General features: G+C 63.4%; 25 protein-coding genes. 16 read left to right on the forward strand and 9 right to left on the reverse strand.

Annotation, left to right across the window (positions count from 1 at the left end; genetic code table 11):
* The first annotated feature begins 53 nt into the window (after positions 1–53).
* The gene (locus tag KXR72_RS14330) at positions 54–695 is read left to right on the forward strand and encodes a DUF2238 domain-containing protein (protein WP_437421762.1); all 642 of its coding nucleotides are present in this window, start codon (positions 54–56) and stop codon (positions 693–695) included.
* 18 nt (positions 696–713) lie between these two features.
* On the opposite strand, the gene KXR72_RS14335 is transcribed toward KXR72_RS14330, so the two are convergent.
* On the reverse strand, positions 714–1,121 hold the full coding sequence (locus KXR72_RS14335) for a VanZ family protein (protein ID WP_437421984.1): 408 nt from the start codon (positions 1,119–1,121) through the stop codon (positions 714–716).
* 268 nt (positions 1,122–1,389) lie between these two features.
* Between KXR72_RS14335 and KXR72_RS14340 the strand changes: the two genes are divergently transcribed.
* The 4 genes from KXR72_RS14340 to KXR72_RS14355 are packed head-to-tail and all read left to right on the forward strand — an operon-like array spanning position 1,390 to position 4,922.
* The gene (locus KXR72_RS14340; protein ID WP_437421763.1) at positions 1,390–2,577 is read left to right on the forward strand and encodes an MlaE family lipid ABC transporter permease subunit; all 1,188 of its coding nucleotides are present in this window, start codon (positions 1,390–1,392) and stop codon (positions 2,575–2,577) included.
* A complete protein-coding gene (locus KXR72_RS14345) occupies positions 2,574–3,362 on the forward strand; it encodes an ABC transporter ATP-binding protein (protein ID WP_437421764.1) in 789 nt (262 codons plus the stop codon). Before KXR72_RS14340 ends, KXR72_RS14345 begins: the two co-directional genes overlap by 4 nt.
* Before the next feature lies 1 nt (position 3,363).
* Positions 3,364–4,302, forward strand: coding sequence for an MlaD family protein (locus KXR72_RS14350; protein WP_437421765.1), 939 nt, complete (start codon positions 3,364–3,366; stop codon positions 4,300–4,302).
* Positions 4,299–4,922, forward strand: coding sequence for an ABC-type transport auxiliary lipoprotein family protein (locus KXR72_RS14355; protein WP_437421766.1), 624 nt, complete (start codon positions 4,299–4,301; stop codon positions 4,920–4,922). Before KXR72_RS14350 ends, KXR72_RS14355 begins: the two co-directional genes overlap by 4 nt.
* A 163-nt stretch (positions 4,923–5,085) precedes the next feature.
* On the opposite strand, the gene KXR72_RS14360 is transcribed toward KXR72_RS14355, so the two are convergent.
* Positions 5,086–5,334 carry a hypothetical protein gene (locus KXR72_RS14360; protein WP_437421767.1) on the reverse strand — a complete coding sequence of 83 codons (249 nt, stop codon included), beginning with the start codon at positions 5,332–5,334 and terminating at the stop codon, positions 5,086–5,088.
* Between the two features lie 214 nt (positions 5,335–5,548).
* Here KXR72_RS14360 and rfbB point away from each other — a divergent pair, with 214 nt between their 5' ends.
* From rfbB to dctM, 9 genes are all read left to right on the forward strand, one after another.
* Positions 5,549–6,619 carry a dTDP-glucose 4,6-dehydratase gene (gene rfbB / locus KXR72_RS14365; protein WP_437421768.1) on the forward strand — a complete coding sequence of 357 codons (1,071 nt, stop codon included), beginning with the start codon at positions 5,549–5,551 and terminating at the stop codon, positions 6,617–6,619.
* Positions 6,616–7,488, forward strand: coding sequence for a glucose-1-phosphate thymidylyltransferase RfbA (rfbA, locus tag KXR72_RS14370; RefSeq protein WP_437421769.1), 873 nt, complete (start codon positions 6,616–6,618; stop codon positions 7,486–7,488). The genes rfbB and rfbA overlap by 4 nt, the downstream gene beginning before the upstream one ends.
* On the forward strand, positions 7,485–8,030 hold the full coding sequence (gene rfbC / locus KXR72_RS14375) for a dTDP-4-dehydrorhamnose 3,5-epimerase (RefSeq protein WP_437421770.1): 546 nt from the start codon (positions 7,485–7,487) through the stop codon (positions 8,028–8,030). The genes rfbA and rfbC overlap by 4 nt, the downstream gene beginning before the upstream one ends.
* Positions 8,027–8,923 carry a dTDP-4-dehydrorhamnose reductase gene (rfbD, locus tag KXR72_RS14380; protein ID WP_437421771.1) on the forward strand — a complete coding sequence of 299 codons (897 nt, stop codon included), beginning with the start codon at positions 8,027–8,029 and terminating at the stop codon, positions 8,921–8,923. Before rfbC ends, rfbD begins: the two co-directional genes overlap by 4 nt.
* Before the next feature lie 72 nt (positions 8,924–8,995).
* Positions 8,996–10,795, forward strand: coding sequence for a sensor histidine kinase (locus KXR72_RS14385; RefSeq protein ID WP_437421772.1), 1,800 nt, complete (start codon positions 8,996–8,998; stop codon positions 10,793–10,795).
* 1 nt (position 10,796) lies between these two features.
* Positions 10,797–12,185 (forward strand): sigma-54-dependent transcriptional regulator, encoded by a 1,389-nt coding sequence (locus tag KXR72_RS14390; protein ID WP_437421773.1) that lies wholly within the window; start codon positions 10,797–10,799, stop codon positions 12,183–12,185.
* A 381-nt stretch (positions 12,186–12,566) separates the two neighbouring features.
* A complete protein-coding gene (dctP, locus tag KXR72_RS14395; protein ID WP_437421774.1) occupies positions 12,567–13,562 on the forward strand; it encodes a C4-dicarboxylate TRAP substrate-binding protein DctP in 996 nt (331 codons plus the stop codon).
* A gap of 213 nt (positions 13,563–13,775) precedes the next feature.
* Positions 13,776–14,402, forward strand: coding sequence for a TRAP transporter small permease (locus KXR72_RS14400; RefSeq protein ID WP_437421775.1), 627 nt, complete (start codon positions 13,776–13,778; stop codon positions 14,400–14,402).
* Positions 14,402–15,682, forward strand: a complete 1,281-nt coding sequence (gene dctM, locus KXR72_RS14405; RefSeq protein ID WP_437421776.1) for a C4-dicarboxylate TRAP transporter large permease protein DctM — start codon at positions 14,402–14,404, stop codon at positions 15,680–15,682. Before KXR72_RS14400 ends, dctM begins: the two co-directional genes overlap by 1 nt.
* Before the next feature lie 58 nt (positions 15,683–15,740).
* On the opposite strand, the gene KXR72_RS14410 is transcribed toward dctM, so the two are convergent.
* Positions 15,741–16,349 (reverse strand): 2OG-Fe(II) oxygenase, encoded by a 609-nt coding sequence (locus KXR72_RS14410; RefSeq protein WP_437421777.1) that lies wholly within the window; start codon positions 16,347–16,349, stop codon positions 15,741–15,743.
* A 107-nt stretch (positions 16,350–16,456) separates the two neighbouring features.
* Here KXR72_RS14410 and KXR72_RS14415 point away from each other — a divergent pair, with 107 nt between their 5' ends.
* Positions 16,457–17,221, forward strand: a complete 765-nt coding sequence (locus KXR72_RS14415; RefSeq protein WP_437421778.1) for a hypothetical protein — start codon at positions 16,457–16,459, stop codon at positions 17,219–17,221.
* Positions 17,222–17,224: 3 nt separating this feature from the next.
* Here the strand turns inward: KXR72_RS14415 and KXR72_RS14420 are convergent, their stop codons facing one another.
* Positions 17,225–18,163, reverse strand: coding sequence for an alpha/beta hydrolase (locus KXR72_RS14420; protein ID WP_437421779.1), 939 nt, complete (start codon positions 18,161–18,163; stop codon positions 17,225–17,227).
* Positions 18,164–18,245: 82 nt separating this feature from the next.
* Here KXR72_RS14420 and KXR72_RS14425 point away from each other — a divergent pair, with 82 nt between their 5' ends.
* Complete coding sequence (locus tag KXR72_RS14425; protein WP_437421780.1) at positions 18,246–18,827, forward strand: DUF6436 domain-containing protein; 582 nt, start codon at positions 18,246–18,248, stop codon at positions 18,825–18,827.
* A 3-nt stretch (positions 18,828–18,830) separates the two neighbouring features.
* On the opposite strand, the gene KXR72_RS14430 is transcribed toward KXR72_RS14425, so the two are convergent.
* From KXR72_RS14430 to KXR72_RS14450, 5 genes are all read right to left on the reverse strand, one after another.
* Positions 18,831–19,724 (reverse strand): ABC transporter permease subunit, encoded by an 894-nt coding sequence (locus KXR72_RS14430; protein ID WP_437421781.1) that lies wholly within the window; start codon positions 19,722–19,724, stop codon positions 18,831–18,833.
* Entirely contained in the window at positions 19,721–20,617 is an 897-nt protein-coding gene (locus KXR72_RS14435; RefSeq protein ID WP_437421782.1) for an ABC transporter permease subunit, read from the reverse strand. The genes KXR72_RS14430 and KXR72_RS14435 overlap by 4 nt, the downstream gene beginning before the upstream one ends.
* Complete coding sequence (gene potA, locus KXR72_RS14440) at positions 20,614–21,765, reverse strand: polyamine ABC transporter ATP-binding protein (RefSeq protein WP_437421783.1); 1,152 nt, start codon at positions 21,763–21,765, stop codon at positions 20,614–20,616. The genes KXR72_RS14435 and potA overlap by 4 nt, the downstream gene beginning before the upstream one ends.
* Positions 21,766–21,868: 103 nt before the next feature.
* A complete protein-coding gene (locus tag KXR72_RS14445) occupies positions 21,869–22,954 on the reverse strand; it encodes a polyamine ABC transporter substrate-binding protein (RefSeq protein WP_437421784.1) in 1,086 nt (361 codons plus the stop codon).
* Between the two features lie 255 nt (positions 22,955–23,209).
* Complete coding sequence (locus KXR72_RS14450; RefSeq protein WP_437421785.1) at positions 23,210–24,307, reverse strand: polyamine ABC transporter substrate-binding protein; 1,098 nt, start codon at positions 24,305–24,307, stop codon at positions 23,210–23,212.
* Positions 24,308–24,492: the final 185 nt, after the last annotated feature.

A 24,492-nucleotide genomic window follows, 5' to 3' on the forward strand; every position in this document is an offset into this window, starting at 1 on the left:
CCCTCTCACCGCTGCGCTGGTCCTAGCAGAAGAACAACCTGCAAGGAGCACCTATGGAAACAGACAGACATCACCGGCACTTCCTGCTGACACTGGTCGGCTTGTTCCTGGTGATCTGGGGTGTACTGGCGATTGATCCGTTCAATCGGCACGACTGGCTACTAGAGAACCTGCTGGTATTCGGCCTCGCCTTGGCCCTGCTGCTTGGGCACAAGCACTACCTACCCTCGCGTAGCGCGGCGACCTTGATCTTCCTCTACCTGTGCATCCACCAGCTGGGCGCGCACTACACCTACGCCAACGTCCCTTATAACGATTGGTGGCAGACATTGACCGGCGAAGGGCTGAACGAGCAAATGGGTTGGGAGCGCAACCAGTTCGACCGGCTTGCGCATTTCAGCTACGGGCTGTTGCTGGCCTACCCGATGCGCGAGGTGCTGATTCGCCTGGGTGTGCGCCCCGGGCTGTGGAGCCTGATCCTGCCAGTGGACATCGTGCTATCGACCTCAGCCATTTACGAGCTGATCGAATGGTGGGGCGGCGAAATGCTTGGCGATGGGCTGGGCCGCCGATTCCTCGCCACGCAGGACGACCGCTGGGATCCGCAGAAAGATATGGCCCTTGCAGCCCTAGGCGCCGTCATCACCATGATCATCACGGCAATCGCGACACGGGCGCGACGACCGGAGCGCTGATAGAAGGATCAAGTGTCTTCAGGGGCGGGTGGCATCAGCGCTGCGCCCGGCAGGCTCCGCAGCTTCCGGCTCGGTCGTCACGCCGATGCGGCGCAAGTACCAGCGATAGGCAAGGGTCGAAGCCGCCCAGCCCAACAGCACGCCAAGCGTGTTGGCGAGCATGTCACCCATGGACGACTCGCGTGCCGGCAGCAGGCCCTGCGCGATCTCGATCAGCAGGGCAGCGGCGAGGCTCAGCACCACGGTCCAGGCCAGTCGCCATTGCGCAAAGGCCAGGCGCATGGTGAACATCAGCGCGGCGAAGCCAAGCAGGTGATGCAATTTGTCCTGCTGGTCGAAGGCCTGCGGAATCGGGTCGGGGCGCAGGCCAGTGAAGAGGATGACGACCAGCACAGCGAGAAAGGGCAGGTAACGCAGAAGATTCATCGACAAGGCAAAGGCTCTCGCGGGTCGGTGGAAGAAGGTACGAACGGCAGGGCCTCAGGGAGGCGGTAGAAGGCGGGTCGTCAGGACGACCAGCTCAGCAGCCGTCGAGCGCGGCTTGCCCGCTATGAGGCCGGCGCGGGGCGATAGTTCGCCGGCGTGCTGTAACAAATTGCGCCGCGCCGACGGGCGCACAACCTGCCTTGGCAAAACGGAATCACGTCTCACCGGTCGAACTGATAGCATTCGCCAACGTTACGGCGACAGGCGCATGCCTCGCACGCCACAAGCCAAACGGGACAGCACCTTGACGCAACCCTCCTCGCCGCCCGGCAGCCTGCAGCGGCTCTCGACAAGCGATTCACCGGCCGCGACCCTGGCCATCGCCGGTGACTGGACGCTGCGCCACTACGCCAGCTTGCGCCGTGAAATCGAGCGCAACCGCCGGCTTGTCAGCGACACCGACCGCATCGAGCTGAGCGCCATCGGCGAACTGGATACCGCCGGCGCCGGCCTGCTGGTCGAGCTACTCGGCCCCAGCCGCGCGCGGCAGGTCGACGACTGGGCGCCCCATCTACCCGCCGAGCGCAAAGCGTTGCTGCGCACCGTCGCCAACGCGCTGGACAAGCCCGAGGCCGAACTGCCGCAGCCGACCAACGCGCTGGCCGACGTCCTCGCGCACATCGGCGGCACGGTGTCCGGCGTCTGGAACCAGCAGCGCACCTTGCTCGGCTTCATCGGGCTGACGCTGCAGACGCTGTTCACGGTGCTGCCCAACCCTCGGCGCTGGCGCATCACCGCACTGGTCGCGCATATCGAGCAGACCGGCCTGGATGCCATCCCCATCGTCGCCCTGCTGACCTTTCTGGTCGGTGCGGTGGTGGCCTTTCTCGGCGCCACGGTGCTGGCCGACTTCGGCGCGACCATCTACACGGTCAACCTGGTGGCCTTTTCCTTCCTGCGCGAATTCGGCGTGTTGCTGGCCGCCATTCTGCTCGCCGGGCGCACCGCCAGCGCCTTCGCCGCGCAGATCGGCGCGATGAAGTCCAACGAAGAGATCGACGCCATCCGCACCCTGGGCCTGAGCCCGATCGAGCTGCTGGTGCTGCCGCGGGTGCTGGCGATGCTGATCACCCTGCCGATCCTGACCTTCATCGGCATCCTCAGCGGCATCGTCGGCGGGCTGGTGGTCTGTTCGCTGGCACTGGATATCTCGCCGACCATGTTCTTCACCATCCTGCAGCGCGACATTCCGCTCAATCACTTCCTGGTGGGCATCGGCAAGGCGCCGGTGTTCGCCTTCCTGATCGCCGTGATCGGTTGCCTGGAAGGCTTCAAGGCTAGCGGCAGCGCGCAGTCGGTGGGCGAGCACACCACCTCCAGCGTGGTGCAGTCGATCTTCATGGTGATCCTGCTCGACGCGGTGGCCGCGCTGTTCTTCATGGAGATGGGCTGGTGAACGCAGACGATCCCGTGATCCAGGTCCGTGGCCTGGTCAACCGCTTCGGCAAGCAGGCGGTGCACGTCAATCTGGACCTGGACATCCGCCGCGGCGAGATCCTCGGTGTGGTCGGCGGCTCCGGCACCGGCAAGTCGGTGCTCTTGCGCAGCATCGTCGGCCTGCGGCGGCCCAACGCCGGCAGCGTCAAGGTGTTCGGCGAAAACCTGCTGAAGCTCTCGACCCAGCGGCGCTCGGAAGTCGAGCGTCGCTTCGGCGTGCTGTTCCAGGGCGGCGCGCTGTTCACCTCGCTGAATCTGCAGGAGAATGTCGCCCTGCCGCTGATCGAGCACGCCGGGCTCAAGCGCAGGGATGCCGAACACCTGGCACGACAGAAATTGGCGCTGGCCGGGCTGCCGCCCGAGGCGGCCTGCAAATACCCGGACGAACTGTCCGGCGGGATGGTCAAGCGTGCGGCGCTGGCCCGCGCGCTGGCGCTAGACCCGGAAGTGCTGTTTCTCGACGAGCCGACTGCCGGCCTCGACCCGATCGGCGCGGCGGCCTTCGACCAGCTGATCCTGACCCTGCGTGATGCGCTGGGCTTCAGCGTATTCCTGGTCACCCACGACCTGGACACGCTCTACACCATCTGTGACCGCGTCGCCGTGTTGTCACAGAAGCGCGTGCTGGTGGTCGACACCCTCGAACGGGTCGCCGCCACGGACGACGCCTGGATTCGCGATTATTTTCACGGCCCACGTGGCCGCGCCGCGCAAGATGCTGCGCTGAAGCTGGAGATGCCCTGAGATGGAAACCCGAGCCCATCACGTCCTGATCGGACTGTTCACCGTGGTCGCCGTCGGCTGCGCCCTGCTGTTCGCCCTCTGGTTGGGCAAGTCCAGCATGGACCGCGAATACGCCTACTACGACATTGGCTTCAGCCAGGCGGTGAGCGGGCTGTCGAGTGGCAGCTCGGTGGAATACAGCGGTATCAAGGTCGGCGACGTCACCGAACTGTGGCTAGAGCCCGACGACCCGCGCAAGGTGCGTGCGCGCATTCGCGTCTATGGCGGCACGCCGATCAAGGAAGACACTCAGGCACGCCTGGCGCTGGCCAACATCACCGGCAGCATGGTCATTCAGCTACACGGCGGCACGCCGGAAAGCCCGCGCCTGGAAGGCGACCGCGACGACCCGCCGCTGATCGTCGCCGACCCGTCCTCGCTCAATGCGCTGTTGGAAAACGGCGAAGACCTGATGAGCAACATCAACAACCTCTTGCTCAGCGCCAACCAGATCTTTTCCGAGGACAACATCAACCGCCTGAGCGACACGCTCGAGCATCTGGAGCAGGCCACCAGCGTGTTGTCCGATCAGCGCGGCGACCTCGCCCAGACGCTGCAGCAGTTCAACCAGCTAAGCCAGCAAGCCAACACCGTGATGGGTGAACTGTCGAGCCTGGCGCGCAACGCCAACGGCTTGCTCGACGATCAGGGCCGCAGCGTGCTGACCAGCGCCGCGCAGTCGATGCAGACGCTCGACCGGACCACCGCCCGCCTCGACCGGTTGCTGGAAGAAAACCAGGGCGCGCTGAACAACGGCATGCAGGGCTTCAATGAACTTGGCCCGGCGATCAACGAGCTGCGCACCACCCTCGGCGCGCTGCGCCGAGTCACCCAGCGCCTGGAAGACAACCCCAGCGGCTTCCTGCTCGGCCGCGACAAACTGCAGGAGTTCACACCATGAGCCTTCGCCCGCTGTCCCGCCTCGCCCTGCTCGGGCTGTTCTCCCTGTTGGCCGCCTGCTCCATTTTTCCGGAGTCGGAAACGCTGCGGATCTTCCTGCTGCCCACCACCACGCCGCCACCGGAAAGCGCGCAGCCACAGATGCAGCAGTCACTGCGAATCAACACGCCGCAAGCCAGCCGCATCCTCGCCAGCCAACGCATCGCCGTGGTGCCACAAGGCAACGAAATCAGCGCCTACAGCGGCGCACGCTGGGGCGATGCGGCACCGGTATTGTTGCGCGACCGCCTGATCGAAGCGTTCCAGCGCGACGGACGCATGCCCTCGGTGAGCAACGAAGACGCCAATCTCTACGCCGACCTCAGCCTGCACAGCGATTTGCGTGCCTTCCAGAGCGAATATGTGGATGGGAAGCCCGTGGTGGTGATCCGTCTCGACGCGCGCCTGGTGGATCGCAACAACCAACACACCCTGGCCAACCGCCGCTTCGAGGTCCGTCAGCCCAGCACCGGCACCGACGTGGAACGCGTCGTCGAAGCCTTTGGCCAGGCCAGCGATCGGCTCAGCGCCGACCTATTGCAATGGACCCTCGAACACGCCCGCACGCTAGACCGCCGTTGATGGGCAGAGCGTCGGACGCGTCAATTGGGAGTCGGCACGGAGCGTGCCTGCTTCAGACCCTGGCGCAGGCACACTAAGCGCGCCGAAAGGCTCGGTAGCGCCTCGCCTGCTCGTGATTGCAGGCGCTGGCTGTCTCCAGACGCGTGCGCCGCTCGCAGAAGGCTCAGCGGCCGTCTTCAGGCTGAACGATTTCCGACGTATCGGTGAGCAGGCCCGCCTGGCGCCAGCGTTGCTCGAAGCCCGCCTGGACCTCGGTGATACGGCCCACCATCCGGCGGCTGGCGATGCGCACGGCCGGATCCTCGCTGGCCATGAGTTCAAAGGACAGTGCGTTCAAGGCTTCGGTCAATTGCGCGATACTGCGCGCGGTGAAAATCAGCAGGTCGTCGAGCTGTTCGTTTCGGTCGGGCATTCCATTGCTACCGGCAGTTGCGGGGCCGCGATAGTACTGCATACGTCAACCGCGTCACAGTGCCGCAGATCAACACCCTACCTCGTGTCCTCCCGCAGCGAAACCGCCCGGAAGCCGGCGCGGCGGGCATGGGAATTTTTACAGTCGCAATCGGTCTATCAGCCGACATGCCTGGAGCCTGAAGCTCTGTAGCGCGCCAAGGAAGCCTATCGTCATGCGCATTCTCGTTACCGGCGGAGCCGGATTCATCGGCTCTGCTCTGATCCGCCATCTCATCCAAGACACCGAGCACAGCGTCCTCAACCTGGACAAGCTGACCTACGCTGGCAACCTCGAATCATTAGCCGAAGTCGACGGCAGCGACCGCTACCGGTTCCTGCAAGCCGACATCGCCGACCGCGACCGCGTCAGCGAGGCCCTGTTGGAGTTCCAGCCGGACGCCATCATGCACCTGGCGGCTGAATCCCATGTCGACCGCTCCATCGACGGCCCGGCCGAGTTCATCCAGACGAACATCGTCGGCACCTACCAGCTGCTCGAAGCGGCCCGTGGCTACTGGCAGAGCCTGCCGGCCGAGCGCCGCGAAGCCTTCCGCTTCCACCACATTTCCACTGACGAGGTGTACGGCGACCTGCATGGCGTGGACGACCTGTTCACCGAGACCACGCCCTACGCACCCAGCTCGCCCTACTCGGCCAGCAAGGCCTCATCGGACCATCTGGTCCGCGCCTGGCAACGCACCTACGGCCTGCCGGTGCTGATCACCAACTGCTCGAACAACTACGGGCCCTATCACTTCCCCGAGAAGCTGATCCCGCTGGTGATCCTCAACGCGCTCGATGGCAAACCGCTGCCGGTCTACGGCAACGGCACCCAGGTGCGCGACTGGCTGTTCGTCGAAGACCATGCGCGTGCCCTGTTCAAGGTGGTCAGCGAAGGCAAGGTCGGCGAGACCTACAACATCGGCGGCCACAACGAGCAGCAGAATATCGACGTGGTACGCGGCATCTGTGCCCTGCTCGAAGAGCTGGCACCGCAGAAACCTGCCGGCATCGAGCGCTTCGAAGACCTCATCACCTTCGTCAAGGACCGCCCCGGCCACGACCTGCGCTACGCCATCGACGCCAGCAAGATCGAGCGCGAGCTCGGCTGGGTCCCGCAGGAAACCTTCGAAACCGGCCTGCGCAAGACCGTGCAGTGGTACCTGAACAACCTCGAATGGTGCCGTCGCGTTCAGGACGGCAGCTATCAACGCGAGCGCCTTGGCGCACTGGAGAACGCATGAAAGGAATCATCCTCGCCGGAGGCTCCGGCACCCGTCTGCACCCCATCACCCTGGGCGTATCGAAGCAGTTGCTGCCGATCTACGACAAGCCGATGGCCTACTACCCGATCTCGGTGCTGATGCTGGCCGGGATTCGCGACATCCTCGTTATCTCGACCCCGCAGGACCTGCCGCAATACCGCAACCTGCTAGGCGACGGCAGCCAATTCGGCGTCAACTTCAGCTACGCCGAGCAGCCCTCGCCGGACGGCCTCGCCCAGGCGTTCCTGATCGGCGAAGAGTTCATCGGCAATGACTCGGTGTGCCTGATCCTGGGCGACAACATCTTCCACGGCCAACACTTCACCGAGAAGCTGCAGCGCGCGTCTCATCAGGAGAAGGGCGCAACGGTCTTCGGCTACTGGGTCAAGGACCCGGAGCGCTTCGGCGTGATCGATTTCGACGAGAGTGGCAAGGCCCTTTCCATCGAAGAAAAACCAGCCAAGCCCAAGTCCAGCTATGCGGTGACCGGCCTGTACTTCTACGACAACGATGTGGTCGAGATCGCCAAGTCGATCAAGCCCTCGCCCCGCGGCGAGCTGGAGATCACCGACGTCAACATGGCCTACCTCAAGCGTGGCGACCTCAATGTCGAGCGCTTCGGCCGTGGCTTCGCCTGGCTCGACACCGGTACCCACGACAGCCTGCTCGAGGCCTCGCAGTACGTGCAGACCATCGAGCACCGCCAAGGCCTGAAGGTCGCCTGCCTGGAAGAAATCGCCTTCCAGAACAAGTGGATCGACCGCGAGCAACTGCTGCGCCGCGCCGACGCCCTGGGCAAGACCGGCTACGGCCAATACCTGTTCAAGCTGGCCGGTGAGCACGCATGAACGTCATCAAGACCGACATACCCGATGTGCTGATCATCGAGCCGAAGGTCTTCGGTGACGAACGCGGTTTTTTCTACGAGAGCTTCAACGCCGCGGCCTTCGAGGCCGCGACAGGCGTCAAACGCAGCTTCGTGCAGGACAACCACTCCAAGTCCCAGCGTGGCGTGTTGCGCGGCCTGCATTATCAAATCCAGCAACCGCAGGGGAAGCTGGTTCGGGTCGTGGCCGGCGAGGTCTTCGATGTCGCCGTTGACCTGCGCCGCCGCTCGCCGACCTTCGGCCGCTGGGTCGGCTGCCACCTGAGCGCTGCGAATCAGCGCCAGCTGTGGATCCCGGAAGGCTTCGCCCATGGCTTCGTGGTGCTCAGCGAAAGCGCCGAGTTCCTCTACAAGACCACGGACTACTACGCACCGGCGCACGAACGCTCGCTGTTGTGGAACGACCCGCAGATTGGCATCGACTGGCCGATCGACGAGCCGCCGCAACTGTCGCAGAAAGACATCGACGGCAAGGTCCTTAGCGAAGCGGAGTTGTTCGCGTGAGGATTCTCGTCACCGGCAGCCGGGGGCAACTGTCCCGCGAACTGCAACTGGCCTTGGCCGGTGAAGGAGAAGTGCTGGCGCTGGGGCACCAGGCGCTAGATCTGGCCGACTCGGCGCAGATTCGCCAGCAGGTTCGCCTGCTGCGCCCTGACCTCATCGTTAACGCGGCGGCCTACACCTCCGTGGATGCGGCCGAACACAACAGGGCGGCCGCATTCGCCGTGAACGCCACCGCCCCAGGGGTGCTCGCCGAGGAGGCCGCCAAACTCGGCGCCGCCCTGATTCACTATTCCACCGACTATGTGTTCGACGGCCTCAAGCCGACGCCCTATGTCGAGACCGACACGACTTCGCCGCTGGGCGTGTACGGCGCCAGCAAGCTGGCCGGCGAGCAGGCGATCCAGGCCGTTGCCGGGCAGCACCTGATTCTGCGTACGAGCTGGGTCTACTCGACCCACGGACGCAACTTCCTATTGACCATGCAGCGGCTGATGCAGGAGCGCGATGCCTTGCAGGTCGTCGACGACGAAATCGGCGCGCCGACCTGGGCCGGCACCCTGGCAGGCGTGACCGCCGAACTGATCCGCAAATGGCGCAACGGCGCCAACGGGCCAACAGGCCTGTATCACCTGACCGCCACCGGCGAGACCTCATGGTTCGGCTTCGCCCAGCGCATCGCCGAGCACCTTCGCCAGCAGGGTCGCCTGCGCGCCAGGCTCTCGCCGATTCCGGCACGGGATTACCCCACCGCCGCCCAGCGGCCGGCCAACTCACGCCTGTGCTGCGATCGGCTGCAGCGCGACTGGGACGTCCAACTGCCCGACTGGGATGCTGCGCTGCGCCTGTGTCTGGCTAGCCCGCGCACGGCAATCGACGAACGCGGCGCAGCCTGATCTGCGACGTTGACCGGCACGCTTCGGGCGTGGTGAACGTGCATAATGTGCCGCACTCACAGGCGCATCCGCATGACTCCAGTCCAATCTCCCCGTCGCCCGCGCTGGCGCAACCTGGCGCTCCTAGCCGTCCTGCTGTTTCCGCTGCTCTGGCCGTTGCAGCAACTGGCCGAGCGCTACTACAGCAATGAATTGATCGAGCAGAACCGCCAAACGCTCGATCTCTATGTCGCCAACCTGCTCGGTTCGCTGCGCCGCTACGAAGTGCTGCCCCGCATTCTCGGTGACCTGCCGACGTTGCGCACCGCGCTGCGCGACGCGCAGGACCCGGGCGCGCGGGACGCGGCCAACCGGCTGCTGGACCAGTTACGCAAGGAAACTGGCGCTGACGTCATCTATCTCATGGCACCGGACGGCACCACGCTGGCCGCCTCGAACTGGAACGACGAGGACAGTTTCGTCGACCGCAACTTCGCCTTCCGTCCCTATTTTCGCCAGGCGCTGGCCGGCGAACTGGGGCGCTTTTTCGGGCTCGGCACCACCTCCGGTAAGCGCGGCTACTACTTCGGCGCCGCGGTGCGCGACGGCGACCAAACCCTCGGCGCACTCGTGGTCAAGGTCGACCTGGACCACACCGAGACGCTCTGGGGCAATACGCCAGAACAACTGTTGGTAACAGACAACTTCGGCGTGGTGATCCTCACCTCGCGACCGGAATGGCGGTTTCGCGCCAGCCGCGCGCTGGACCACGACGAACGTGAACAGATCGCCTTCGACCGCCCCTATCCGACGCTGGAACCGCAGGATCTGACGCTGGACCTCGACGCCTGGCTGATCCAGAGCCGCGAGCTCAAGGAAACGGGTTGGACGGTGCGCATCCTGGCGCCCATCGCGCTGGTCGAGCGGCCCGTGCGCACCGTGGTCGCCATCGGTGCCGCGACCTTGGCCGCGGTGCTCCTGTTGCTCGGCCTGATGATGCAGCGGCGTCGCCATTACGTGGAGCGTATCGCGCTGGATGCCAAGGCGCGCCAGCAGCTCGAGCGCCGTGTGCAAGAGCGGACCCAGGATCTGGAGGCGTTGAACAGCCGACTCAAGCAGGAGGTACTCGAACGCGAACAGGCGCAGCAGGAACTGGTCCGGGCACAGGATGAGTTGTTGCAGGCCGGCAAGTTGTCAGCGCTGGGCACCATGTCGGCGAGCATCAGCCATGAACTCAATCAACCGCTTGGTGCTATCCGCAGCTACGCCGACAACGCCGGGGTGTTGCTCGATCAACAACGCAACGAGGAAGCGCGCGACAACCTCAAGCTGATCAGCGAACTCACCGCACGCATGGCCTCGATCATCGCCCACCTGCGCGCCTTCGCCCGCCGCGACCGCCACGCTCCCGAGCGCGTGGCGCTGCAACCCGCTCTGGACGATGCGCTGGCGCTCTTGGCCAAGCGCCGTCAGGCAATGAATGTCGAGCTGATCCGCGACCTGCCGGACGCCACGCTCTGGGTGCAGGCCGGCGAAACGCGGCTGCGACAGATCCTTTCCAACCTGCTGGCCAACGCGCTCGATGCGCTCAACGAGCGCCCACCGGGGCGGCGTATCTGGCTGCGTGCCGAGCGCCAGGGCGAGGGCGTGCTCCTGACCCTGCGCGACAACGGCCCCGGCTTCTCCGCAGAAGCGCTGCAGCGCGCCCGCGAGCCTTTTTTCACGACCAAGACCAGCACCCAAGGGCTGGGCCTGGGTCTTGCCATCTGCGATACGCTGGCGCGCGCGCTTGACGGCGAGCTGACCTTGGGCAATCACCGCGAGGGCGGCGCCCAGATCACTCTTTTCCTGCAATCGGCCGACCCCGGCGTGGCCTTTCCCAGCGAGGACTAGCATGACCAGCCACATCGACCCGCAGACCCAGGTAGTCCTGGTCGACGATGACGCCCATCTGCGCAAGGCGCTGAGCCAGACGCTCGATCTGGCCGGCCTCAAGGTGATCGGTCTGGCCGATGCGCGCGGGCTGGCCGCCATGATTCCGCCAGATTGGCCGGGCGTAGTGGTCAGCGACATTCGCATGCCCGGCATCGACGGCCTGCAACTTCAGCAACAGCTGCAGGCGATTGACGGCGAGCTGCCGGTGCTCCTGATCACGGGCCATGGCGACATCCAGCTCGCCGTCCAGGCGATGCGCGCCGGTGCCTACGATTTTCTCGAAAAGCCCTTCCCCAGCGAGGCCCTGCTGGATAGCGTGCGGCGGGCCCTCGCCCTGCGCAAACTGGTGTTGGATAACCGCAGCCTGCGCCTGGCACTTGCCGACCGCCAGCAGCTGTCCGGCCGGTTACTCGGGCAATCGCCTGCCATGCAACGCCTGCGCGAACAGATCGGCGCGCTGGCCGGCACCCAGGCCGATGTGCTCATCTTGGGCGAGACCGGCGCGGGCAAGGAGGTGGTCGCGCGTGCCCTGCATGACCTGTCGAGCCGCCGCGGCGGCCCCTTCGTCGCGATCAATGCCGGCGCGCTGGCCGAATCGGTGGTCGAAAGCGAGCTGTTCGGCCACGAGGCCGGTGCCTTTACCGGCGCGCAGAAACGGCGGATCGGCAAGTTCGAGTTCGCCAACGGCGGCACCCTCTTTCTCGACGAGATCGAAAGCATGAGCCTGGATGTGCAGGTGAAGCTGCTGCGCATGCTGCAGGAACGGGTGGTCGAACGCCTCGGGGGCAATCAGTCGATTCCGCTGGACATCCGGGTCATCGCTGCCACCAAGGAAGACCTGCGCCAGGCCGCCGACCAGGGCCGGTTCCGCGCCGACCTGTACTACCGGCTGAACGTCGCGCCGCTGCGCATACCGCCGCTTCGTGAACGAAGCGAAGACGTGCTGCTGCTGTTCCGCTATTTCGCTGAAGCTGGTGCCAACCGCCACGGCCTGCCGCTGCGCGAACCGCGACCCGAGCAACGTGCGCAGTTGCTGCGGCACGCCTGGCCGGGCAACGTGCGGGAGCTGCAGAACACCGCTGAACGCTTTGCCCTGGGCCTCGAACTCGGGCTGGATGATGCGCAGCCCGCGCTACCAGTCGGCGCCACTGCCGGCCGTTCGCTGGGCGATCAGGTCGACGCGTACGAGCGCGCCCTGATCGCGGCCGAGTTATCACGCCCGCATTCGTCCCTGCGCAGCGTCGCCGAAGCGCTCGGGCTACCGCGCAAGACGCTGCACGACAAGCTGCGCAAGCATGGCTTGGTGTTCACCGATGCTGGCGGAACCTCGCCCGATTCCGGCGAATAGATGGCGAATTTCCGCCACCAAGCATTGGTTTCAGCTTAATCCACTCATATATCCGCCCCGGCTGACATGCGACGGACACAATCGTCCGCTTACATGTGCGCTCCTGGTGTCGGCAGACGGCCCGACGGAAACATCGTGCTAGACAGGCTGCGTGAGAATTAATCGTCAGCTTTTTGCCATCACCGGGGTAAACTCGCCCGTCACGGGAGCACGATGCGGCCAATTGGCACAAGCCTTGCTCCCGCTAACCCCCACGAGTCAGTGAAACGGGCCTGCATAGGCACAGCGGCCTTGCCGATTACGCCTAGACTTGTCTTGCTGGCTACAGCCGAGTGATCGCTCGATGCGGTCACTCAATTCACAACAAGAGGAAAAACAACAATGTTCAAGCTGACCGCCACGGCACTCGCCTGTGCACTGTCCCTGGGTATGGCAAGCCTCGCGCAGGCCGCCGATCCCATTCTGATCAAGTTCTCCCACGTAGTAGCTGAGAACACCCCGAAAGGTCAGGGCGCCCTGATGTTCAAAAAGCTCGTAGAAGAGCGTTTGCCGGGCAAAGTGGAAGTGCAGGTCTACCCGAACTCCTCGCTGTTCGGCGATGGCAAGGAAATGGAAGCGCTGCTGCTGGGCGACGTCCAGCTGATCGCTCCGTCTCTGGCCAAATTCGAGCATTACTCCAAGGGCGTCCAGGTGTTTGACCTGCCGTTCCTGTTCGACAACATCCAGGCGGTCGACCGCTTCCAGAAGAGCGATGCCGGCCAGAAGCTGCTGAGCTCCATGGAAGACAAGAACATCACCGGCCTGGCCTACTGGCACAACGGCATGAAGCAGCTGTCCGCCAACAAGGAGCTGCGTGAGCCGAAGGATGCCCGTGGCCTAAAGTTCCGCGTACAGGCTTCCGCCGTACTGGACGAGCAGTTCAAGGCCCTGCGCGCCAACCCGCGCAAGATGAGCTTCGCCGAGGTCTACCAGGGCCTGCAGACTGGTGTGGTCAATGGTGCAGAGAACCCGTACTCGAACATCTACTCGCAGAAGATGCACGAAGTGCAGAAGCACATCACCGAGTCCGACCACGGCCTGCTGGACTACATGCTGATCACCAACACCAAGTTCTGGGACGGTCTGCCTGAAGACGTGCGCTCCGAACTCGACGACATCATCGAAGAAGTCACTGTCGAGGTGAACAAGCAGGCTGACGACCTGAACCAGAAGGCGAAGCAGGACATCTTGGCAGCCGGCACTACCGAAATCCTCGTACTGACCCCGGAAGAGCGTGCCAAGTGGCGTGAAGCGATGAAGCCGGTCTGGAAGAAGTTCGAAGGCGAAATCGGCGCCGACCTGATCAAGGCCGCCGAAGAAGCAAACAAGGCCCAATAAGCCTTGCCGGAGGGCGGCCCGGCCGCCCTCCCACCACCCTTGCGGTAGCGACAGCCCAGTGAAAAGACAAGCGGCCAATGGCGACAGGGTTCATCAACGCCATGGCACGACACGCGTTTTTCATTGCACTGTCGACCGGTCACCAGACCGGCTAATGGCGCACCCTCCGTACGCCTCATCGAACAAAATCAACTCCATCGGGAGATGTCATCCATGAACGCCCTCTGGCGCGTCTGGGACCACTTCGAGGAAGGGTTCATCGCCTTCCTGCTGGCCGCCATGACGCTGGTGACCTTCGTTTACGTGGTTCTGAACAACCTCTACACCGTTTTCTATACGGCGGCCGACACCTTTCCGGCCGCGGAAGACCTCTTCTTCAGCATCGGTGATTTCGTCATCGGTCTGGCCCAGGCGATGACCTGGAGCACCGCGCTGACCAAGGCGCTGTTCGCCTGGCTGATCTTTTCCGGCCTGGCTTACGGTGTACGCACTGCCGGGCACATCGGCGTGGACGCCCTCGTCAAGCTCGCGTCGCGCAGCGTTCAACGCTACATCGCGATCGTCGCCTGCCTATTCTGCCTCGGCTACGCCGGCCTGCTGACCATTGCCAGCTATGAGTGGATCAACGCCCTGTTCGTCGCCAACATCGGTGCCGAAGACCTTGGCCACATTGGCATCAAGCAGTGGCATATCGGGATGATCGTGCCATTTGGCTTCGCCATGGTGTTCATCCGTTTCGCCCAGATCTTCGTGCGCATCCTGCGCAACGAGCAAACCGGGCTGGGCCTCGCCGACGAGGCCGCCGAAGCAGCCAAGCTTGGTGAAGAGGAGCCGAAGTAATGACTATCCTGTTCCTCTTCCTCGCGCTCTTCGCGCTGATGTTCATTGGCGTGCCGGTAGCGATTTCCCTTGGTCTGGCCGGCTCGCTGACCATCATGTTCTTCAGCCAGGACTCGGTGCGCTCGCTGGCGATCAAGCTGTTCGAGACGTCAGAGCACTACACCCTGCTGGCAATTCCGTTCTTCCTGCTCGCCGGCGCCTTCATGACCACCGGCGGCGTGGCCAAGCGTTTGATCGACTTCGCCAACGCCACCGTCGGCCACATCCGCGGCGGCCTGGCAATCGGTGCGGTCATGGCGTGCATGCTGTTCGCGGCATTGTCAGGCTCATCCCCGGCGACGGTAGCGGCCGTTGGCTCTATCGCCATCGCCGGCATGGTGCGCTCGGGCTACCCGCAGGCATTCGGCGCGGGCATCGTCTGCAACGCCGGTACGCTGGGCATTCTGATCCCGCCGTCGATCGTGATGGTGGTCTATGCCGCTGCGACTGAAACCTCTGTCGGCAAGCTGTTCATGGCCGGTGTCGTGCCGGGGCTGTTGCTCGGCGTGGGCCTGATGGTGGCGATCTACATCGTCGCGGTGAAGAAGAATCTGCCGGCCATGCCGCGCGCGACCTTCCGCGAGTGGTTGTCTGCCGCACGCAAGGCGATCTGGGGCCTGCTGCTGATGGTGATCATCCTCGGCGGTATCTACACCGGTATGTTCACCCCGACCGAGGCAGCCGCCGTCGCCGCGGTGTATTCGGCGTTCGTCGCGCTGTTCGTGTACAAGGACATTTCCCTGCGCGACTGCCCGAAGGTGCTGCTGGAATCCGGCAAGCTGTCGATCATGCTGATGTTCATCATCGCCAACGCCATGCTCTTTGCGCACGTGCTGACGACCGAGCAGATCCCGCAGCAGATCACCGCGATGGTGCTGGAAGCTGGCCTACAGCCCTGGATGTTCCTGTTGGTCGTGAACATCGTGCTGTTGATAGCAGGCGCCTTCATGGAACCTTCGGCGATCATCCTGATCCTGGCGCCGATCCTGTTCCCGATCGCCGTTCAGCTTGGCATCGACCCGATTCACCTGGGCATCATCATGGTGGTGAACATGGAGATCGGCCTGATCACACCTCCGGTCGGCCTCAATCTGTTCGTTGCCTCCGCCGTGACTGGCATGCCGGTGACCCAGGTCATCCGCGCCGTACTGCCATGGCTTGCGCTGATGCTGAGCTTCCTGGTGCTGATCACCTACGTGCCGTGGATCTCCCTGGCGCTGCCGAACCTGCTGGGCATGTAATAGCCCCAGCGTCACGCCTGAAGCCCGGCCCCGTGCCGGGCTTTTTGCGTTTTAGCGGTTACAGGTTGAGGATGTCGGCCGGGCGCCGACGGAACCAGCCGGTGAGCGAAAGGCGATCCGCGTGGGTCACCCTCACCTCGTGCGGAAAATCCCCCGACAGGAATACCACCAGGTCGCCGCCCAATGGCGGAATGTCGCGCTGGGTACCGTCGGCGAAATGCATGCGCAGCTCACCGCCATCGGCCGGCTGCCAGTCCGGGTTCAGGTAGAGCACGGCAGTGACGCAGCGACTATCGTCATCGCGGAAGCGGTCGAGGTGGGTTTGGTAAAAGGCGCCTGGCGGGTACAGGGCGAAATGGCATTCGAACTCTTCCAAACCGAGGAACAGCGCCTGATTGAGCGCCTGGCGAAGCGCGTCCATACGCTCGAGGTAACCATCGCAGAGCGCCGATTGGCCCGGCTCGAGCCACTGAATTTGGTCCCCACGGATGCCTTCGCGCACCGCCACGGCCTCGCCACGGCCAATGCCCGCCGGCGCCAGCGCGCCCTGCGCCTCGCGTCTGCGGCACTCTGCCGCCAGATCAAGGGTCACATCGCTAGTAAGGAAACGACGCTGCAACGACCAACCGCGTTCGGCCAGGTCGTCAATGATGGTATCGAACTGCAAGGAAGAGACTCCAAGGGGACTGTCAGGAGTCTATCAGCAGCCCTTTCGCGCCTCGACAGCAACCGTCGGGGCGCTGAAAATAATCTGCCCGCCCGACAGGAGTTTCCATGCGCGCCCTTATTGCCATTGCATTACTAGCCTTTAGCTTGAACAGCTTCGCCGATACGTACGACGAGCTTTACGAGACCGCTGGCTGGACCGAACAACGCGCCAATTTCAAGGACGCACTGCTGGCCGCACAGCAGCGCTACAAGAACACACTGCCGCCGGCGGTCTACCAGGCACTTGTGACTAACAGCAACCGCCGCTTTGCCGTCGACGCGATCGATTTCCGTGCGAAGCAGGCGCTGCGGCAAACGCTCGACAACCCGCAGCCGGCACTGGAGTTCTTCCAGTCGCCGCTGGGCCATAAGGTCGTAGCCGCCGAGACGCTTGCCGGGCGACGGGAGCAGCTGGCCCGCTACGAGAATGGCATTCCCCGGATGGAGGCGGGCAGCAACCGACAGTTGTTGATCCGCCACCTGGCCCAGGCGCTACCTGCAGCCGAGGCCGGCGCGGAAGTCAGCCTTGCGCTGGCCGGAGTTGCGGCCGACAGCCTCAGCCAGATGATTCCCGGCCTGCTGGGCGGCAACCAGGCCCAGGGCTTGCTGGATAGCCAGCGCCAACGCATGCAGCAACAGGTTGAAAGCGATCTGGACAACACCCTTCTGTTCATCTATCGCGAACTGTCCGATGCCGAGCTAGAGGAGTTCGTCGAGTTCGCGCGCTCAGATGCCGGCCAGGCCTATTACCAGGCCGCCTTGCAAGCGCTCCGCGCCGGACTCGCGGTTGGGCTCAGCAGTGAAGAAATCCAGGCGCAGCGCGGCGCCTGAGGTTCAGCGCAGGCGCTCGCCGAGAAAGCCGAAATACCGCTTACGCAGGCCTTCCACTTCGTTCGCCAGGTGATGACGTGCTTCGGGTAGGCGCAGGATCTCCGGCGCCGCGAACTTGCTCTGGAGCACCGGCAGGTTGTGCTGCCAGTCCACCGTCATGTCTGCCTCGCCTTGAACGATGAGCGGGCTGTGGTCGCTCGGCGGAGCCCCTTCGATACGCGGGATCCACCGCGCCAGCGCACCGACCCAGGCGGTCGGCAGGATGTCCGGCTGCAGCGGGTCATGGGTGCGGATGAAGGCGAGGAAATCCGGATCATTGGAGTTATCGCTGAAGCGCCGCGGAATCTGGGTGGCGAAACGGCGCACCACCTCGTAGGTCACGCGCGACCAGCGCCAGGCGCAAGGCCGTACCAAGGGTGCGAGCAGGATGCCGCGCCCAAGCTCGGGGCCTACAGGCTGATGCAACAGATGATCGACAACGATAGCCGCACCGGTGCTCTGCCCAAGAAGGTGCCACGGGCGCGGTAGGTCGAGCTTCTGCGCCTCGCCGAGCAGCGCCTGAAGTACCGCCTGGTATTCATCGAACTCGTTGATGCTGGCCCGCGGTCCGCTGGACAGACCATGCCCAGGCAAGTCGCAGGCCACGACCACGAAGCCCATCTGCAAGCCCCAGTCCACCACGTGCCGGTAAAGGCCCGTGTGATCGTAGTAACCATGAAAGATCAGCAGCGTCGCCACCGGCTGCTCGGGATACCAGGCTTGCGCAACGATTTCGTAATCATGAACGGCCAGGCGCCCAAGGTGCCGCCTGATGTTGCTGCGATGCGGCAGGTCCAGGCCGTAGTAGGCCTGGTAATGCACGCCATCGGGCGTCGGCTCGGTGAGCGTATCGAACGCGGCGAGGCGGGTGCGTAGCTGGTCGGGATCGATGGCAGGTGACATAAGGGCATCTATTTCGGACAGGGGCCGATATTCAGCTCTATGCCCAGTCATGGCAAGCTGGCGCCCCCAACGAGAGACCGCCATGTCGAAGAAATGCACATTCGTTATCGCCAGCCTGATTGCCCTCGTCTGGGGCGGCGCCATGCTCGCGGCGTTCCGCTGGTTCGAGTCCCGGTACTTGCGCACTTTCGAAGGCGAGCGCGCGGAGCTTTTTTCCGGCGACGCACTGGTACTGCCCGCGGCGCTACAGGGGCTAGGGCCGGTGCGCTTCGTGCACTTCTGGGACCCGGCGTGCCCCTGCAATGTCGGCAACCAGCGGCACCTCGAAGAGTTGCTGTCACGCTATGGGGGCAAAGACGTGAAGTTCTACGTCGTGCAGAAGCCTGGCAGTCAGGGCCGCCTGCCGTCGCAGCTCTCCGCGCTCGAGCCGCTGGCGGCCTTCTCCGGCGCGGACGCCCTGCCCGCCAGCCCAGCGGTCGGCATTTGGGATACGGAAGGGAAACTGGCCTATCTAGGGCCCTACAGCGAGGGCGCGGTGTGCAGCTCGGACAACAGCTTCGTGGAGCCCATCATCGAAGCCATCCTCGCCGGACGCAGCGTACGCGCCAGCCATTCGCTGGCGGTCGCCTGCTTCTGTGCCTGGCAGGAGGCCGCCAGGCAGTAACACTCAGCTGTGCGCAGCGGGCGGCGTGCGTACGGTGTCATCCAGCGGCTGCATGCCCTGCCCGGTGGTTTCGTCCATCGCCTGGCGCATTGCCCGAACGCGACGCTTCTCGGCGCGCCGGCCGAGGTACCAGGCGATGAAGGTCGCCAGCGACACGACCAGCAGGATCAGGCTGGCTACGGCATTGATCTCCGGCTTCACGCCCAGCCGCACGGCGGAGAAAATCTCCATCGGCAGGGTGGTCGAGCCGGGGCCGGAGACAAAGCTCGCCAGGACCAGATCATCCAACGAGAGCGCAAACGACAGCATGCCGCCGGCGGCCAGCGAAGGTGCGATCATCGGCATGGTGATCAGAAAGAACACCTTCCACGGCCTGGCGCCCAGGTCCATCGCAGCTTCTTCGATCGACTGGTCGAGTTCGCGCAGGCGCGCCATCACGATCACCGCGACATAGGCCGAGCAGAACGTCGTGTGCGCGATCCAGATGGTGACAATGCCGCGCTGGGCCGGCCAGCCGACCAGTTGCGCCATGGCCACGAAGAGCAACAGCAGTGAAAGACCGGTGATCACTTCAGGCATGACCAGCGGCGCGGTCACCAGCCCACCGAACAGGGTGCGCCCCCGGAAGACCGGGATACGGGTCAGCACGAAAGCCGCCATGGTGCCCAGCGCCACCGCGGCGACGGCGGTGTAGGCGGCGATTTCCAGCGAACGCATCACGGCGCCCATGAGCTGGTTGTTGTCCAGCAAGCCGACGTACCACTTGACCGACCAGCCGCCCCAGACCGTCACCAGCCGCGAGGCGTTGAACGAGTAGATGACCAACAGCACCATCGGCAGGTAGATGAACAGCAACCCGAGCACCAGCATCAGGTTGGAGAAGCTGTAGCGCTTCATAGCTTGCCCTCCAGTTCCTTGCTCTGGTTGCGGTTGAACAAGATGATCGGCACCAACAGGATCGCCAGCATCACCACCGCCAAGGCGGACGCCACCGGCCAGTCACGGTTATTGAAAAACTCTTGCCAGAGCACTTTGCCGATCATCAACGTCTCCGGCCCACCGAGCAGCTCGGGGATGACGAACTCCCCCACCACCGGAATGAACACCAGCATGCAACCGGCGATGATCCCGTTCTTCGACAGCGGCACGGTGATCTTCCAGAACGCGCTGAGGTTGCTCGCGCCCAGGTCGGACGCAGCCTCCAGGAGGCTGAAGTCATGCTTCACGAGGTTGGCGTACAGCGGCAGGATCATGAAAGGCAGGTAGGAATACACCACACCGATATAAACCGCGACATCGGTATTGAGGATCTGCAACGGCGCGTCGATCAGCCCCAACCCCTGTAGCAGGCCGTTGAGAATGCCGTTGCTGCTGAGGATGCCCATCCAGGCGTAGACGCGGATCAGGATGGCGGTCCAGGTCGGCATCATCACCAGCAACAGCAGGACGGTCTGCACGTCCTTGCGTGCGCGCGCAATGGCATAAGCCATCGGGTAGCCGATCAACAGGCACAACAGGGTGCTGAAGAAGGCGATCCGCAGCGATCCGGCGTACGCGGCCCAGTAGAGATCGTCCTCGCTGAGGAAAATGTAATTGCCCAGATTGATCAGCACCTGCAGCTGCTGGTCGGCGTAGGCAAAAATATCCGTATAGGGCGGGATCGCCACATCGGCTTCGGAAAAGCTGATCTTCAGCACGATGGCGAACGGCAGCAGGAAGAACAGCGTCAGCCACAGGAAGGGCACGCCAATGACCAGGCGGCGGCCGGCGTTCAGCGGTGAGCGCCTCATGCCTGCAGCACCACGCCGCTGTCGTCCCACCAATAGACGAATACCTCCTCTTCCCAGGTCGGCAGTTTCACGTGACGTTCGGCGTTGGCCATGAACGCCTGGAGCATGCCGCCAGACGGCATCTTGATGTAGTACACCGAATGGCCGCCCAGGTAGGCGATGTCATGGACGACGCCCTTGGCCCAGTTGTATCCGGGCCGCTCGAGTTCCGGTAACTCGGTTCCGATCAGCAGCTTTTCCGGCCGGATCGCGTAGGTGATGTGCTTATCCTGTGCCCGGGTGCTGATGCCATGGCCTACATAGATCGGGTTTTCAAGGCCGGGCGAAGCGATGACGGCATGGTCGCCCATGTCCTCGATCAGTTCGCCCTCGAACAGATTCACGTTGCCGATGAACTCGCACACCAGCCGGCTCGCCGGGGTCTCGTAGATGTCCATGGGGCTGCCGACCTGGGCGATCCAGCCGAGATGCATGATGGCGATGCGTTCGGCCATCGTCATGGCCTCTTCCTGGTCATGGGTAACCATCACGCAGGTCACGCCGACGCGTTCGATGATCTGTACCAGCTCAAGCTGCATCTGCGAGCGCAGCTTCTTGTCCAACGCGCCCATGGGCTCGTCGAGCAAGAGCAGCTTGGGCCGCTTGGCCAGCGAGCGAGCCAGCGCTACCCGCTGACGCTGCCCGCCCGAAAGCTGGTGCGGTTTGCGCTTGGCGTACTGAGTCATCTGCACAAGGCTGAGCATTTCATTCACCCGCGCCTGGACCTCGTCCTTCGGCAGGCCGTCCTGCTTGAGCCCAAAGGCGATGTTCTGCTCCACCGTCATATGCGGGAACAACGCATAGGACTGGAACATCATGTTGATCGGCCGCTCGTAGGGCGGCATATCGGTGATGTCCTGGCCATCAAGAAAGATGCGCCCCTCGGTGGGTCGCTCGAAGCCGGCCAGCATGCGCAGCAACGTGGACTTGCCCGAGCCGGAACCGCCCAATAGCGCGAATATTTCGCCTTGGTGAATGCTCAGCGAGACATCATCGACCGCCACCGTTTCGTCGAACTTCTTGGTGACGCGATCGATCTTCAGCAGCACCTGCTTGCTTTGGCTCTCACCAGTGAGGGCCTTTTTGTAGGCGCTGGAGGCTACGGCCATGCGCGAACTCCCGAATGAAAAATAGAAACCGGCACGGCCGGAGGAATCGTCTGTGTGCAGGCGCCGCGGATGGCCGAAGCCAGGCCCGTGGCGCCCGGTATTGTCATTGGCCGGACTTGACCTTGGTCCAGCTGCGCGTCATCAGGCGCATCACCTTCGGTGGCAGCTCCGCCGACACATAGAGGCGGTCAAGCACCGCTTGCGGCGGATACACAGCCGGGTCGTTGCGTACTTCCTGGTCCATCACCGTGTCCGCCTTCACATTGGGGTTGGCATAGCCGACGTAGTCACTTACGGAGGCGATCACCTCAGGCTTGAGGAGGTAGTTGATGAAGGTATGCGCTTCGTCGACGTTCTGCGCGTCGGCCGGGATGGCCAGCATGTCGAACCAGAGGTTGCCGCCCTCTTTGGGAATCGAATAAGCGATGTCGATGCCTTTACCCGCTTCGTCGGCGCGTGCGGCGGCTTGGAAGACGTCGCCCGAGAACCCGGCGGCGATGCAGATATTGCCGTTGGCGAGATCGGAAACGTACTTGGACGAGTGGAAATAGCGTACGTAGGGGCGAATTTCCAACAGTTTGGCTTCTGCTTTGGCGTAGTCCTCGGGATTCTCGCTATTGGGATCGAGCCCCAGATAGTTGAGCATGGCAGGGATCATCTCGTCGGCCGAATCGAGCAGCGCGATCCCGCAGCCGGCAAGCTTCTTAGCGTTCTCCGGCTCGAAGATAACGGCCCAGGAATCGACCTTCTCAATGCCCAGCGCACTGGTCACCTGTTCGACGTTGTAGCCGATCCCGTTGGTCCCCCACAGATAGGGTGCTGCATAGGCGTTACCCGGGTCGTTCTTCTCCAGCTGCTTGAGCAGGGCCGGATCGAGGTTTTCCCAGTTCGGCAATTTGCTCTTATCAAGCTTCTGGAAGGCACCAGCCTTGATCTGCTTGCCGAGGAAATGATTGGACGGCACCACCACGTCGTAGCCGGTACGGCCGGCGAGGAGTTTGCCTTCCAGGGTCTCGTTGGAATCGAAGACATCGTAGACCGGCTTGATGCCCGTCTCCTTTTCGAACTCTTCCAGCGTCGTTTCGCCGATGTAGTCCGACCAGTTGTAGATATGTACGGAGGCAGCCTGGGCCGATACGGCCCCGCTAACGGCAATGGCGGCGATGAGCGACTTCAGTGTCGTGCGCATGGAATAGTCCTCTTTGTAGCAGCTGCCGGACGCTCAGCGGGGCGAAAGGCGGGCTGTTTATTTGAAAAACCTCGAAAAATCAACAGGCGGAACGCAACTGGCGATGCGTTCGAGCCGGCGAAGTACTGCGCGTGGCGCTCATCAGCCAGTACAGCGAGCGTCAAGCCTTACATCCTCAGGTCCCACAATGCCGGCGTGGAGACGCCAGCTAACCCTTTCGGCCAGACCTACGAGCCTGGCCGAAAGGGCCACTCATCAACGACCGGACTTGATCTTCGTCCAGCTGCGAGTCATGGCACGCTGGGTCTTGGGTTCCAGGTCAGGGAAGGTGTACAGCTTCTTCAACACATCCTGGCTCGGGTAGACGCCCGGGTCGGTACGGATCGCTTCGTCAACCAGCGGCGTGGCTTTGGCGTTGCCGTTGGGGAACTGCACGTAGTTGGTGATCGAAGCCATGACCTCAGGCTTCATCAGGTAGTTGAGGAAGACATGGGCGTTGTCGACGTTCTTCGCATCTGCCGGCACGGCCAGCATGTCGAAGAAGGTGCCGGCGCCTTCTTTCGGAATGTTGTAGCTGACCTTGATGTTGCCACCGGCTTCTTCGGCGCGTGCCTTGGCCTGGTAAATGTCACCTGAATAGCCAATCGCAACGCAGATGTTGCCGTTGGCCAGGTCGGAGATGTACTTCGAGGAGTGAAAATAGGCGACGTTCGGGCGGATCTGCATGAACAGTTCCTCGGCCTTCTTCAGCTCGTCGCTCTTGCCACTGTCCGGCGCGTAGCCTAGGTAATGCAGCGCGGCTGGCAGGATCTCGGTCGGCGAGTCGAGGAAGGAAACGCCGCAGGACTTCAGCTTCTCCATGTTCTCGGGCTTGAATACCAGGTCCCAGGAGTCGACCGGCGCGTTCTCGCCGAGCACGGCCTTGACCTTCTCGGCGTTGTAGCCGATGCCGATGGTGCCCCACATGTAAGGGACGGCGTACTGGTTGGCGGGGTCGCTCGGCTCGAGCGCCTTGAGCAGGTCCTGGTCCAGGTTTTCCCAGTTCGGCAGCTTGGACTTGTCCAGCTTCTGGAACACGCCAGCCTTGATCTGCTTGGCCAGGAAGGGGTTGGACGGCACCACCACGTCATAACCGGAGCTGCCAGCCAGCAGCTTGGCTTCGAGCACCTCGTTGCTGTCGAACACGTCGTAGACGACCTTGATGCCGGTTTCCTTCGTAAAGTTTTCCAGCGTGTCTTCGGCGATGTAGTCGGACCAGTTGAAAACGTGCAGTACCTTGTCTTCGGCCTGTGCAGCGCCGGCGGCCGCGCCAGCCAGCGTCAATGCGAGAAGGGTCTTGGCAAAGGGTTTCATCCGTGCAGCTCCTGTTGTCATCGTTTATATCGGGGCTAGGGACAGGTCACGCAGGGCCCGGCTCGCTCGCCAACCCCCATTGCGCCTGGGTTGCTAGTGTGGCTGTGCCGGCATCGACACACCCCTCGGTAGGTCAGGCCAGAACACGCGCGCAGTCTGGCAAGGTCGGCAGCGATTTTTCAACA

Origin of the sequence: Stutzerimonas chloritidismutans (assembly GCF_051486945.1) — a bacterium.
In the GTDB taxonomy this organism is placed as follows: domain Bacteria; phylum Pseudomonadota; class Gammaproteobacteria; order Pseudomonadales; family Pseudomonadaceae; genus Stutzerimonas; species Stutzerimonas chloritidismutans_B.